The 12713-nt window shown below is 73.3% G+C and carries 12 protein-coding genes; all 12 read right to left on the reverse strand.

Features of this window, described 5'->3' with window-relative positions:
- Positions 1-10: 10 nt before the first annotated feature.
- The 12 genes from ACWDAS_RS07210 to ACWDAS_RS07265 all read right to left on the reverse strand — a co-directional run bounded on the left by ACWDAS_RS07210 (position 11) and on the right by ACWDAS_RS07265 (position 12519).
- The gene (locus ACWDAS_RS07210) at positions 11-694 is read right to left on the reverse strand and encodes an RNA polymerase sigma factor (RefSeq protein ID WP_450387837.1); all 684 of its coding nucleotides are present in this window, start codon (positions 692-694) and stop codon (positions 11-13) included.
- A 213-nt stretch (positions 695-907) separates the two neighbouring features.
- Positions 908-2143 carry an MFS transporter gene (locus ACWDAS_RS07215; protein WP_450387838.1) on the reverse strand — a complete coding sequence of 412 codons (1236 nt, stop codon included), beginning with the start codon at positions 2141-2143 and terminating at the stop codon, positions 908-910.
- A complete protein-coding gene (locus ACWDAS_RS07220; RefSeq protein ID WP_450387839.1) occupies positions 2140-3489 on the reverse strand; it encodes a hydrolase in 1350 nt (449 codons plus the stop codon). Before ACWDAS_RS07220 ends, ACWDAS_RS07215 begins: the two co-directional genes overlap by 4 nt.
- Positions 3486-4739 carry an ATP-grasp domain-containing protein gene (locus ACWDAS_RS07225; protein WP_450387840.1) on the reverse strand — a complete coding sequence of 418 codons (1254 nt, stop codon included), beginning with the start codon at positions 4737-4739 and terminating at the stop codon, positions 3486-3488. The genes ACWDAS_RS07220 and ACWDAS_RS07225 overlap by 4 nt, the downstream gene beginning before the upstream one ends.
- Positions 4727-5671: a transketolase family protein gene (locus ACWDAS_RS07230; protein WP_450387841.1), complete on the reverse strand. Its 945-nt coding sequence runs from the start codon at positions 5669-5671 to the stop codon at positions 4727-4729. The genes ACWDAS_RS07225 and ACWDAS_RS07230 overlap by 13 nt, the downstream gene beginning before the upstream one ends.
- Positions 5668-6471 carry a 1-deoxy-D-xylulose-5-phosphate synthase N-terminal domain-containing protein gene (locus tag ACWDAS_RS07235; protein WP_450387842.1) on the reverse strand — a complete coding sequence of 268 codons (804 nt, stop codon included), beginning with the start codon at positions 6469-6471 and terminating at the stop codon, positions 5668-5670. Before ACWDAS_RS07235 ends, ACWDAS_RS07230 begins: the two co-directional genes overlap by 4 nt.
- 82 nt (positions 6472-6553) lie before the next feature.
- On the reverse strand, positions 6554-8416 hold the full coding sequence (locus ACWDAS_RS07240; protein WP_450387843.1) for a M20/M25/M40 family metallo-hydrolase: 1863 nt from the start codon (positions 8414-8416) through the stop codon (positions 6554-6556).
- Entirely contained in the window at positions 8413-9477 is a 1065-nt protein-coding gene (gene argC / locus ACWDAS_RS07245) for an N-acetyl-gamma-glutamyl-phosphate reductase (RefSeq protein WP_450387844.1), read from the reverse strand. The genes ACWDAS_RS07240 and argC overlap by 4 nt, the downstream gene beginning before the upstream one ends.
- A complete protein-coding gene (locus ACWDAS_RS07250; RefSeq protein ID WP_450387845.1) occupies positions 9470-10789 on the reverse strand; it encodes a DegT/DnrJ/EryC1/StrS family aminotransferase in 1320 nt (439 codons plus the stop codon). Before ACWDAS_RS07250 ends, argC begins: the two co-directional genes overlap by 8 nt.
- Positions 10786-11424, reverse strand: coding sequence for a DegT/DnrJ/EryC1/StrS family aminotransferase (locus ACWDAS_RS07255; protein WP_450387846.1), 639 nt, complete (start codon positions 11422-11424; stop codon positions 10786-10788). Before ACWDAS_RS07255 ends, ACWDAS_RS07250 begins: the two co-directional genes overlap by 4 nt.
- 19 nt (positions 11425-11443) lie before the next feature.
- Entirely contained in the window at positions 11444-12334 is an 891-nt protein-coding gene (locus ACWDAS_RS07260; protein ID WP_450387847.1) for a RimK family alpha-L-glutamate ligase, read from the reverse strand.
- Complete coding sequence (locus tag ACWDAS_RS07265; RefSeq protein WP_450387848.1) at positions 12331-12519, reverse strand: lysine biosynthesis protein LysW; 189 nt, start codon at positions 12517-12519, stop codon at positions 12331-12333. Before ACWDAS_RS07265 ends, ACWDAS_RS07260 begins: the two co-directional genes overlap by 4 nt.
- Positions 12520-12713 lie beyond the last annotated feature (194 nt).

Here is a 12713-nt window from a genome sequence, read left to right on the forward strand (position 1 = left end):
CGCATCACTCCTATCCGGCTGTTCTGCCGGCCGCGGCTTCCGGGCCTTCCCCCACCAGATCCGCCGGGCGCCCCGGACCGGACAGGTCCGGGCCCGGGCACCGCCCGCAGCCCGGTGCCGCGGGCGGCGGCACGGTCTCGCCCTCCTCGGCCGCCGACAGCGCGCGGCGCAGTCTGCGCAGGCAACGGGTGCGGATGGGGCCGACCGAGCCGAGGGACATCGACAGCGCCGAGGAGATCTCCTCGTACGAGGCCGGTGGGTCCTCCAGCGCCATCAGCAGCACGCCGCGGCACTGGTCCGACAGGCCGTCGATGGCCCGCAGCACCTCTTCCTTGCGGTGCGCCCGCAGGGTGATCTGCTCGGGGCTCTCATGGTGACCGGACAGGACTTCGAGGGTTTCGCTGTCCCCCACCATGACGAGCCGCTTTCCCCGTGTGACCACTTTGAGGGATTCACGCCTCGCCACGGTGGCGAGCCAGTCACCGATCCGGTCCGGGTCACGAATGCGGTCCACATTCTGCACCAGCCGGAACCAGGTGAGCTGTCGTACGTCCTCGGCGTCCACGTCGTTCATCCGGTGACTCCGGATGACCGACCAGACGAGCCGTCCGAATCGCTCGACAATCTCGTCCCAGGCCGTTTGTTCCCCTCGCGCACACCCCGCCAGAAGCTCCGCATTCCCCTTCCGGGTCATTGGGATTCCTCCGTGTGGAAATTACCGGTCTTTCGACGGGTGCGTATTCCATGCAACCCGGCGCGGGGGTTTCCGGGCAAGCGGTGCCCGCTGTCAGCAACCGGCCTGGCCGCACCTGGACACCGGCCGGTGCACGTGCGCGCGCGACAGCCGCGCGGGGCTCCGGGCCGGAGCCCCGCGGAGTGGCGGGCGGGCTCACGCGGCGCGGGGGCGTCAGCCGGACGGGGCCGCGGCCGGTGCGGAGGCCGGGGACGCCGGGGCCGCCTCGGACTCGGCGGTCCGCTCCAGGGCGGAGACGCCGAGGCTGAACAGGGCGCAGGCGGCGGCGAGACCGGCGGTGAGGTACCAGTTGAGGCCGGGTACACCGGTGTTGCGGGCCAGGTCGAAGAGGGAGCCGGCGACCAGTGTGCCGGCCATGTTGCCGAAACTGCGGAAGAAGTGCATGGCGCCCATCGCCCGCGCCAGCCGGTCCGCGGGGATCCGCCTGGTGACCCACAGGTCGAACGAGGGGGTGAAGAGGATGTCCCCGAAGACCACGGCGAAGCAGCCGATGACGACCCACAGCACGTTCCGCCCCGCGCCGAACATGGTGAACGCCACCGCCATCGCGCCGAACGCGACCGCCATGACCTGCCCCGGACGGAAGTGCTTGATCATGAACCGGAACGCCGGGTACTGGAGCACCATCAGCGTGATGCCGCTGATCCAGAAGGGCGCCGAGACCGGCAGCCCCGTGACGTACTCCTCCATGAACAGCGGCATGCCGACCAGGAAGCTGATGGACATGGTCCAGAACAGGCTGGACAGGAAGAAGTACCGGGTGCCCGCGCCCGCCTTCAGGCCCTTCAGGACGGCGAAGTTGACCAGCGGGGTCGCCGCGGCGGCCGCGCGGTCCTGCGCGCCGTCCCGCGGGATGACGAAGACCGCCGCCAGGCAGTAGCCCGCGAAGAGCGCGAAGACCACCCCGAACAGGACGCGCATGTCGGCCCAGAGGAAGACGCCGCCGAGGACCGCACCGGCGATGACGCCGGTCTGGCAGGCCATCTGGAAGTACGAGAAGGCCTTGGTGCGGTGTTCCTCGGGAAGCGCGCCGAGGATGTTCTTCAGGCCGGGGAAGGACATGCCCGATCCGAAGCCGACGAAGAAGGCGCACAGGCTGTAGGCCACGAGCCCGTTCGCGAAGCCCATCAGGCCGAGCGCGACGGCCTCCAGGGCGATGCCCGCGACGACGCTGCCCCGGGTGCCCAGGCGCGCGCCCAGGCCCTCGTAGAAGAAGGTGGAGGACAGCCGGCCCACGTAGGTCAGGAACATCACGAACCCGGCCCAGAAACCGCTGTACTCCACACCCAGGGTGGAGACGAGGTGCGGGAAGTAGATGTAGTTGCCGACGTGCGCCAGCGCGATGCCGACGCAGACGCCGGCGAGCGTCCTTTTCGCCGTTGCGTTCACGAGTCCGACCTCTCGTTGTGGTGCAGGACGACCTTTCCTCCCGAGGGGGTCGCCCGCAGGGAACCGATCTCCTGCGCGACGGCCCGGCGGTCGATCACCGCGCCCGCCGAGACGGTGAGTTCCGGCAGGGTGGACAGCGGCGCGTTCTTGGCGGCCGCCGGGAGCAGGTTGAAGGTCGCGGGGGCGCCTTCGTGAAGAAGATCCGGCGAGGGGGCCGACCCGGACACCTCGGCGAAGAAGAGCCGGTTGTCGAGGGTGGCGGCACGCAGCAGCGCGTGCCGCAGCGCGGCCCGCTCCTCGGGGTCGTCGCCGGCCAGCCGGTCGAGTTCGCCGAGCAGGCTGTAGCCGTGGAAGGCACCGGTGTTGCCGCAGTCGGTGCCGACCAGCAACCGGCGGCGGGCCAGCGCCTGGAGACTGTTGGCCCGCATGGCGGCCAGCGCCGCGGAGCGGGTGTCCTGGCACCGGAAACGGATGCCGAAGGGCTCCTCGACGCCGGCGACGAAGTCGAGGTTGGCCGGGTCCTGGGTCTCGCGGAAGCCCGGGCGGCCGTACTCGCGAAGGAAGTCCTCGCGGTCCATGACCATCGGGTGCAGGCCGCTGAGGGTGGAGATGAAGCGGGCGCCCTCCAGGGCCCGCCAGTCCTGCGCCGTCAGCCCCAGATCGCGTACGGGGTGGGCGAAGAGCCGGAAGCCGTACGCGTACGCCTGCAGCACCTCCGCGCGGGTGTTGCAGTCGAGGATCACGGGCAGTCCGTACGCCCCGGCCACCCGGGAGACGTGCTCCAGGACGGGCGGGGGCAGCCGCGAGAAGCGCCGGGCCATGCCGGGCTGCTCCGTGCCGTCGGTGAACATGACCTTCAGGAAGGTCGCGCCCCGCTGCCGGTTGGCGGCGATCAGCGGCTCCAGGTCGTCGCCGGTCCCGAGCATGAAGACCGGCGCGGGGAACTCCACGCCGTGCCCGGTCAGCCCCTCGCCGTCGCGCATGGAGGTGGCCGCGTAGCCGCAGTGCGCCAGTTCCGGGTACGGGACGGGCGAGGCGGCGCGACCCGCCGCCCAGGCGTCGGCGACCAGCGGGAAGCCGAACATGTCGACGACGTGCGTGACCCCGTGGAAGAGGTACGCGAGGGCGGAGATCCGCGCGTCGTCGAGGGAGTCGTCGAAGTTGGCGGGCAGCGCGAGGTGCGCGTGCGCCTCCACGAAGCCCGGCCACAGCTCCGGCTCGCCGCCGGTCCGGACGTCCCGGTCGGCGACCGCCTCGATCCGGGTGAAGACCCCCTGCCCGAACTCCACGTCGTACAGCGACTCGGGGTCCAGGAGGGGGACGGCGACGCGCCGGAGCGCGCTCACCGGGCGACCTGGACGGAGAGGTCGACGCCGATCCGGTCGAGCGCGGTCTCGCAGCGGCCCGCGGCCTCCTCGCGGCCGGAGCCGGTGAAGATCACATGCCCCAGCCAGTCGAAGTTGCTCCTGGACAGCCGCGCGACCTTCGTGCCCGGGGCGCGGTAGCTCAGCGCCTCCACGAACCCCGGCAGCTCGTTCAGCGCGGCGAAGTCCACCGACCCGAGGGCTCCCTCGACCGGCGAGCCGAACCAGCGCCCGCTCGCGATGACCGTGCCGGGGAAGGGCAGTTCGGGGGTCTCGCCGAGTGCCTGGCGGATGACCTCCAGATAGGGGTCCACACCGCTGGAGATCTTCATCAGCTGCGGCACGATGCCGCCGATGAGCCGGCCGTTGACCTCGCACAGCACCGGTCCGTCGGCGGACAGGATGTACTCGGCGTGGATGAAGCCGAAGTCGATGCCGAGGGCGCGCAGCGCCTTCTCGTTGGTCTCGAAGAGCTCGTCCTGCAGCGGGTGGCCGCGGAAGTAGGTCGCGCCCATCTCGATGAAGTACGGGAAACCGCTCAGGCAGCGGTCGGTGATGCCCAGGTTGACGATCTCCCCGCCCGCCAGCACCACGGCCTCGACGGAGACCAGCTCGCCCTCCACGAACTCCTCGACGACGACGTCCGGGATGCGGGTGACGCCGCGCCCGTAGTCGGCGACCTTCGCCAGGTCGGCGAGGTAGGCCGACAGCTCCTCCTCGTTGGTCAGGTGCAGGACGTGCAGGCTCGCCGTGCCGTCGGACGGCTTGACCACGCACGGGAAGCCGACCTCGCGGATGGCGGCCTCCACCTCGTCCAGGGCGCGGGCGTGCGCGAAACGCGGCTGGCGCACCTCGGTGCCGGCGAGGGTGAGCCGGGTGCGGTGCTTGTGGCGGGCGTTGAGGGCGCCCTCCACGCTCATCCCGGGCAGGCCGAGCGCGCGGGCGACGGAGGCGGTGTGGACGGTGTGGTACTCGCTGTAGGTGGTCACGCCGTGGATCGGGCTGCTCGCGTGCACCTCCTTGGCCAGCTGCTCCAGGGCGTCGATGGAGAACGCCGACTCGCTGGTGACCACGCGGCAGCGCGGGTGGGCGAAGGCCGGCTCGGCGAGCGGCGACGCGGCGACGTAGAAGCCGGGGTCGGCGCTGACCAGGGTCACCTCGTGGCCCAGGGCCAGGGCGTTGGCGATGCCGGCGACGCCGTTCGGATTGCACTCGACCATCAGTACGTGCATGAGAACCCCCTCGGGTGGTGCGGTGTCGGATTCAGGGCGGAGAGCACGGCGGGCAGGTGGAGGCCGAGCGCGGCCATCACCTCCTGGTGGTCTCCGCCCTCGGACGGCCAGCCGTGGCCGGCGCTGACGGAGACGACCTCGCAGGCGGGCAGCAGCAGCGCCAGTGCCTCGGCGACGCCGCCCTCGGCGCGGTGCTCCTCGACGACGACGAAGCGCCGGTGGCGGCGGGCGAGTTCGGCCGCGGCGCGGTGCAGGTGGGCGTGGTCCAGGTAGGTGAGGTGGGCGTGGGCGGTGCCGGGGCGCTCCGCGCGGGCGGCCAGCGCGAGCCGGGTGCCCTCCTCGCCGACCGAGACCAGGCACGGCTCGCCGGTGGCGCCCGTGCCGTGGTGCTCCCAGGTGACGGTGCCGCCCTCCGCGACGGGCGCCTGCAGGCTCTCGTACACGGCGTTGCGGCCGGTGCGGATGTAGTGCGGACGGCCCGAGCGGACCGCGGCGCGGACCACCGAGCGCATCTCGGCCTCCCCGTACGGCGCGGCGATCGTCACCCCGGGGACCGCCCGCAGCACGGCCAGGTCCTCCAGGCAGTGGTGCGTCGTGCCGAACCAGGCCCCCGACACGCCCGCGTACGGGGCGACGACGGTGACGCCTGCGCGCAGATAGCCGAGCGTCAGCTTCAGGCTCTCGGCGGCGCGCAGCGCGGCGAAGGGCGCGAAGGTCGAGACGAACGGTCTGTACCCGGCGGCCGCCAGACCGGCCGCCATGTCGATCATGGCGGCCTCGGCGATGCCCAGATTGAAGAAGCGGTCGGGGTGGGCCTGCCGGAAGGGATGGCCCTTGCCGCCGAGGTCGGCCTCCAGGCACAGGACGCGGTCGTCGTCCTCCGCCAGTGCGGTGAGTTCGGCGCGGTAGGCGTCGCGGCCGGACAGGGTCATCGGATCAGTCGCTTCCACTTGGCGGCGCGCGCGGCGTCGATCGTCACGTAGTGCGAGGCGGCCCTGCCCTCGACGGGCGGTAGGCCCTTGCCCTTCACGGTGTGCGCGACGACCGCGAGGGGGCGGGTGGCGCCGGCGCGGTCGGCGGCGAAGAGGGCGGACAGCGCGGCCAGGTCGTGGCCGTCGACCTCCGCGGTGTCGAAGCCGAAGGCCGCGAAGCGGTCCGTGAGGTGCGGGAGGGGGGAGATGTCGGCGACCATGCCGTCGTTCTGACCGCCGTTGCGGTCCACGACCAGGACCAGGCCGTTGAGGCGCTGGGCGGCAGCGACCTGGCAGGTCTCCCAGACCAGGCCCTCCTGCAGTTCGCCGTCCCCCGCGACGGCGATCGCCTTCCCGGTGCCGCCCCGCAGTTTCTGCGCCAGCGCCCAGCCCGCTGCGTACGCCACACCATGGCCGAGGCTTCCGGTCGGGAACACCACGCCCGGCACCTTCGGGCCGGGGTGGCCGGTGTAGGGCCGGCCGGCCTGCCCGTACAGCGGCGCCGGGTTCTCCGGGAGCACGCCGGTGACGTGGAGGGCCGCGTAGAGGCCGGCGGCGGCGTGCCCCTTGCTCAGGACGACCTGCGTGCCGTCCGCCGCCCCGGTGGCGTGGTCCAGGGCCGCGACCAGGATGTCGAGGACGGACAGGCTGCCGCCGAGGTGGCAGCCGCGAGGGCTCGCGGCCATGTCGACGACGAGTTCGCGTGCGCGCCGGGCCCGTGCGGTGAGCGTCGCGGGCGCGGTCTCCAGTACGGCGGTCACCGCCCCACCCCGCCCCGCTCCGGGACGACATGGGCCCCGCCTCGCCGGACCCCGTGTCCCGGGGGCGGGCAGGACCGGCGCGTCATGCGGCACCGCCCGCGGCGAACCAGCGGCGGACGGCGTCCGCGAGGACGCCGCGGGCGAGGCGGTACTCGTCCGCCGCGAGGCGTTCCGCGTCCGTGTGGTCAAGGGAGGCGTCACCCGGGCCGTAGGCGACCATGGGGGTGTCGTGCCAGGTGGTGGCGAGGGTGTTCATGTCGGAGGTGCCCTTCTTGACGACATGGCGGGGCCGGATGCCCGCTCCCGCGAAGGCACGGCCGAAGGACGCGGCCAGGGAGGTGGCGCGGCCGCCCGCGACGCCGGGGGTGGCCCGCAGGACGTCGACGGCCACACCGTCCCCGGGAGCGGCGGCGGCCAGGGCCGCCTTGCGGACGGTGGCGAGGTCGGCGCCGGGCGGGATGCGGAAGTTGAGCACGCCTGTGGCGCGCTGCACGGCCCGGTCGCCGTCGCTGTGGACGTCGATGAGGGCGCTGAGCGCGTCCGGGGCGTGCGCGGCGACCGCGCCGCGGATGTCGGCCACGGCGCGCAGCAGCAGGTCGGGAGCGGTGACCGCGCCCATGCCCGCGGAGTGGCCGCTGCCGGCGGTGGCCGTGAGGCGGAGCTTGAAGAGGCCGAAGTACCCGAGCGTGAGGGTGCCGGAGCCGCTGGGCTCGCCGATGACGACCGCGTCGGCGGGGTAGTGGTCGCGGGCGTGGAAGGCGCCCTTGGCGGAGGAGACCTCCTCCTCGACGGCGCCGACCACACGCAGTTGGCCGTCGTCCGGGACGTCGGCCGCGGCCAGCACCTCCAGGAACGCGGCGAGGCTCCCCTTGGCGTCGACGGTGCCCCGGCCGGAGAGTTCGCCGTCCCGCCAGGCGGCCGGCCAGTGGTGCGGCACGGTGTCGAGGTGGCCGAGGAGCAGCAGGCGGCGCGGGCCGTCCCCGCGGGTGGCGACGAGGTTGCCCACGTCGTCCAGGTGCGCGTCGATGCCGCGTTCGGCGCACCAGTCGCTCAGGTAGGCGGCGAGTTCGTGCTCGTCCCCGGAGACGGAGGGGATGCCGGCGGCGCGGCTGAGCAGGGTCAGGTCCTCCGCGGGGGGCGCCTCGCGCCAGAACCGCGTCCAGCCCGCGGGCTCGGCCAGGGTGTGGGGACCGGTGATGGCGACGTCCCCGGCGCCGTCGAGGGCGAGTTCCGCGGCGCGGACCTTCTGCCGCATGCGGCCGCCCGCGTACCGCGCGGCTTCCCCGGGGTGGGCGTGGCGGAGGGTCGACGCCGGGTCGGCGGGGTCGGTGAGCAGCCCGGCGGTCCCGGTGACGAGGCGGAGGTGGTCGGCGTCGAGGGCGCGCGCGAGGGCGGCGGCCAGGACGTCGGCGTCCACGTTGAGGGGGGCGCCCCCGTCGCGGTCGCGCACCGGCGGCGACACGCACACCACGTCGTACGCGTCCAGCAGGGCGCACAGCGCCGTCGTGTCGACGTCCTCGGGCACTCCGGCCCGGTGGTCGCGCACGACGCGGCTGCGGCCCTCGGGTGTGACCGTCTTCAGGGGCCGGTTGGCGCGCCCGCCGACGAGCCCGCCGCGGGCGGCGACGGCGGTGAAGGCGGTACGCCCCAGGTCACGCAGGCCCTGCTCGACCGAGGGGAGGGTGACGCGCTCGTAGGCGTCGACGATGTGCGTCATCTCCTCGGGCGGGCAGTAGCGCACGGTGTCGCCGCCCGCGAGGCGCAGTTCGGGCATGGCGCGCCCGAGGGCGGTGTAGTGCCGCTCGATGCCGACGGCGCCGCCCGCCACGAGCAGGACGCGGGCGCCGCGCGCGACGAGGTCGGACACTTCGTGGAGGATCGCGCCGCGGGCGAGGGTGGCGCTGCCGACCTTGACGACGTACAGGGGCCGGTACTCGGTCGTCATGGCGCCACCGCCGTCCGGGGCAGGCCCGCGGTCTCGTCGAGGCCGCAGAGCAGGTTCATCGCCTGGACGGCCTGCCCGGCCGCGCCCTTGACCAGGTTGTCGAGGGCGGCGACGACGACGGCCTGGTCGTCCTTGACGGCGACCGCGACCTCGGCGACGTTGGAGCCGACCACGGCCTTGAGCATCGGGAAGTCCTGCGGCGCCCTGGGAGCGGGGCGCACCTTGACGAAGGGCCGGCCCTTGTAGGCGCGGGCGTAGGCGCGCTTGACATCGAGGCCGGTCACGCCCTCGCGCAGCCGGGCGTACCCGGTGACGAGGATGCCGCGGGGCACGTCGAGGCTGTGGCTGGTGAAACGCAGTTCGGGCGCGGTGCCGGTGAGGTCGGCGATGGCCTGCCGGATCTCGGGGGCGTGCCGGTGCCCGAAGGGCTTGTGGACGCGGAAGTTGCCCGCCCGCTCGGCGGGGTGCTCGCCCGTGTCGCGTCCGCCGCCGGTGGAGCCGGTCTTGGCGTCGACGACGACCTCGGGCAGCGCGAGCCCGTCCGCGAACAGCGGATGGAGGGCGTAGACCGAGGCGACGGCCATGCAGCCGGGCAGGTTGACGAAGCGGCCCTCGGGGACGGCCGGGGACAGCTCGGGGACGTAGTACGCGAAGTCCTCGGCGGCCGGCTGCTCGGCGGTGCGCGGGTAGTGGGCGCGGATCTCGCCCGGGTCGCGCAATCGGAAGTCGCCCGCGACGTTGAGGATCCGCTTGGCGTGCCCGGACAGCAGCGGCAGCAGTTCCGGCAGTTTTCCGGTCGGCAGGCAGGAGATGGCGACGTCGACGTCGTTGCCGTCGTCGGCGAGTTCCCGCAGCGGGCGCAGCGTCAGCCCGGCGGCACGCGGGTGGTTGCGCAGCCAGGGGTGGACGGCGCCGAGCGCGGCACCGGCGGCGCGCTCGGCGGACAGGAAGGCGAGCTCCACTCCGGGGTGGTCCAGCAGCAGCCGGACGGCTTCTCCCCCGCTGTAGCCGCTGGCCCCGACGACGGCGACCCGGACCGTGCCGGGCGTGGTGTCAGCCAAGGCGGGCCGCCTTCTCGTAGGGGCGGCGGAAGTCGCCCTCCTGGACGAGCTTGCGGATCGCGTCGGGCCGCCGGGCGACCTTGGCGAAGGCGTCGGCGTAGCGCAGGATGCGCTCGTACTCGACCGGGGAGCGCAGCTCGCGGCAGAGCACGAGCGTGGTGTCGAGCATGTGCCGGATCACCGGGAAGTCCTGCGGGGTGTGGTCGCGCACGGCGCCCGGGTTGAGGGTGAAGGGGTGGCCGGCGCCGAACCCGGCCCGGTGCACGAAGGGCAGGTGGCAGGGGATGGGCGTGTTCTGCCACTCGCGGGCGGGCACGCCCTCGGCGACCAGCAGTTCGTGGACGGCCTGCTTCACCGCGTACGCGGGCAGGTCCGCCAGGCCGATCGCCTCGGGGTGCAGGGTGACGCGGTACATGTTGTAGGCGTGGACGTGGCCCTCGGGCACGTACGGCGGGGTGAACAGGCCGGTGTCCTTGAGGGCCTCGCCGAGCAGCGCGGCGTTGCGGGCCCGGATCGCGTCGTAGTACGGCAGCCGCTGCAGCTGGCTCGCGCCGAAGGCGGCGGCGATCCACGCCATGCCGTAGTCGATGCCGTGCCGCTCCAGGTAGGCCGTGGCCCGGTCGTACGACTCCTCGCGCGCGAAGAAGGCGATGCCGCCCTCGCCGCCGAGCGGGAAGTTCTTGTCGGCCATGAGGCTCTGCCCGGCGGCGTCGCCGAGGGAGCCGGCGACCCGGTCGCCGACACGCGCGGAGTGGGCGTGCGAGGCGTCCTCGACCAGCGCGAGGCCGCGGCGGTCGGCGAGGGCGCGCAGCGCGGTCACGTCGGCGGGCAGGCCGTGGACGTGGACGGGCATCAGGGCGCGGGTGCGCTCGGTGACCGCAGCCTCGGCGGCGGCCGGGTCCATGCAGTAGGTGCGCGGGTCGACGTCGACGAAGACCGGGACGGCGTGCGCGGCGACGACGGCCTGCGCGGTGGCGATGAAGGTGAACGCCGGGACGATCACCTCGTCGCCGGGCCGGACGCCCGCGCCGACCAGGGCCATGTGGAGGCTGGAGGTGCCGCTGGCGGTGGGCAGCGCGAACGCCGCGCCCACGTGGGCCCGGTAGGCCTCGGCGAAGTCGGCGACGACCTTGGCCGGGTCCTGCCGCTGGGCCAGCAGCAGGTTGAAGACGTCCTCCTTGGTGATGACCGGGAACAGGGTGCGGCGCAGGTCCCTGGGGATGACCGCCTCGCCGCCGAGGGCGGCGAGTTCGGCGGTGACGTCGCCGGGGTGCGGCAGCGGCAGCGGTGCCGCGGGGAAGTCGGTGATCATGAGTCAGCTCCCGAGAGTGCGCCCGGCCGGGCGGCCTGGGTGAGGGCCATCCGGACGCAGGCGGCGACGAGCGGGCTCAGCCGGTAGTTGAACTGGACGCCGGGCACCAGCTCCGGGTCGGCCTCCTCCTGCGTCCACATGGTGCGCAGGTCGTGGGCGCCGAAGATCTTGAGCCGTTCGGCGCGGGCCCACACGGCGGGGTCGTCGGTGAGGACCGCGCCGGCCGGGCCGAAGCCGAGGCCGGTGAGGTCGACGACGAGGACGGGGGCGGTGGCGCCGGCGGCGAGCCGGGTCAGTTCGTTGGCGTTGCCGGCGTCGAGGTCGATGAGGTCGTACGGCGCGGGGGCGGTCCCGTCACCGGTGGCGGTGACGCCGAGCCAGTCCAGGAACGCGCGTTCCCGGTCGCCGGCGCCGGGCCGGGCGGCGACCCGGTCGCCGTGGCCGATGCCCTGCCCGGCGAGCGCGCCGTGCAGGGCGCCGGTGCGGCTGTTGAACAGCGCGGCCCGGGCGCGGCCGGTGTGCTTGGTGAGCAGCCGCTCCAGGCCGGGCAGTTCGCGGTCGCTCTTCTCGATGCTCATCACCACGCCCGAGGTCAGGACCCGGGTGAGCACCGTGGCGGTGTCGAACGCTTCCATGGGTGGGGTTCTCCTCCGTCTACGCGGCGGTGGCGGCGGACTCGGGCCGGTAGGTCTCGGCGACGTAGTCCGCGAGGTGGCCCGCCACGTCCACGCCGTGCCGGGCGGAGGAGCGGGCGAACTCGGGGTTCGCGTTGACCTCCAGGACCATCAGTTCGCCGCTGGTGCGGTCCTCCACGAGGTCGACTCCGTAGAAGCCCTCGCCGAGCGCGTCCACGACCTGGGAGCAGCGCTTCTCCATCTCGCGGGTGATGTCGATCCGCACGACCTCGGCGCCCAGGTGGGTGTTGGTCCGCCAGTCGGGCGAGACCCGCCGGATGGCGACGACGGGGGTGCGGCCGACGACCACGATCCGCAGGTCGTGCCCGGGCTTGTCGACGTAACGCTGGACCAGGACGGGGAAGAGCTTGCCCGCGGCGTCCGCGGACTCCCGGCCGCCGATCCAGGCCTCGACGCATTCCTCGCTGGTCATCCGGGAGACCCCGCGGCCCCAGGAGCCGCTGACCGGTTTGATGACGGCGGGCAGTCCTACGTCGCCGACGGATTCCCGCACCTGCGCGTAGCTGAAGGCGTGGAAGGATTCCGGGTGGGGGACGCCGTGCCGGCTGAAGAGCAGGGCCTGGAGGCCCTTGTCATTGCAGGTCTCGATCGTGGCGGCGCGATTGAGCGCGGGTACGCCGCTGAATTCCAGCCGGCGGGCCACATTCACGGCCTCGCGGTGCGAGAGATTGCGGATGAGGGCGAGGGCGGGCGGCTTCTTCCGGCCCGTCACCAGACCGGCCAGGTCCTCCAGCAGAACGGGACGGACCGCGAGCCCCCGCGAGCGTAACGCCTCCAGGAGGAGTTTCTCGTCGGGGCGCAGGACGGTGGCCGACAGCAGCACCTCGAACCCGGCGTGGGCCCCGGTCACTCGCCCCAGTCCTCTTCGACCTCGGGGGCGAGCTCTATGCGCGCGCCGGCCTCGGACTTCTCGACGACTTCGTGCTCCTGGCCACAGGCCGCGCACTCCGTGATCTCGCCCTTCAGCCAGTCCTGCCGGACCGGGATGTCCGTGTCGCACACCAGGCACTGGAGCGCGGCGACAGGAGCAGTCATTTCCATTTCCTTTCCCTTGCATTCCAAGGCAGAAAAAGTCGTCTCAGAATCCCCCGCGGACAACTCGGGGGTCCAGGGAGTTCGCCGCCGTTCTCGTGATCCGGCCATCGGGATTCTCAATGGCGCACCGGCCCTTCCGCGCTCCGCGGGAGACTCCCGGGGAGCGCGCGGAATTCACTCCCTGCCGCCGTGCG

This window comes from Streptomyces sp. NPDC001070, from assembly GCF_053598835.1.

Excerpts from the sequence above, each read along its gene's own strand:
- ACWDAS_RS07210 (WP_450387837.1), bottom strand. The coding sequence starts at position 694 with ATGACCCGGAAGGGGAATGCGGAGCTTCTGGCGGGGTGTGCGCGAGGG.
- ACWDAS_RS07225 (WP_450387840.1), bottom strand. The coding sequence starts at position 4,739 with ATGCACGTACTGATGGTCGAGTGCAATCCGAACGGCGTCGCCGGCATC.
- ACWDAS_RS07230 (WP_450387841.1), bottom strand. The coding sequence starts at position 5,671 with ATGACCCTGTCCGGCCGCGACGCCTACCGCGCCGAACTCACCGCACTG.
- ACWDAS_RS07240 (WP_450387843.1), bottom strand. The coding sequence starts at position 8,416 with ATGACGACCGAGTACCGGCCCCTGTACGTCGTCAAGGTCGGCAGCGCC.
- ACWDAS_RS07250 (WP_450387845.1), bottom strand. The coding sequence starts at position 10,789 with ATGATCACCGACTTCCCCGCGGCACCGCTGCCGCTGCCGCACCCCGGC.
- ACWDAS_RS07255 (WP_450387846.1), bottom strand. The coding sequence starts at position 11,424 with ATGGAAGCGTTCGACACCGCCACGGTGCTCACCCGGGTCCTGACCTCG.
- ACWDAS_RS07265 (WP_450387848.1), bottom strand. The coding sequence starts at position 12,519 with ATGACTGCTCCTGTCGCCGCGCTCCAGTGCCTGGTGTGCGACACGGAC.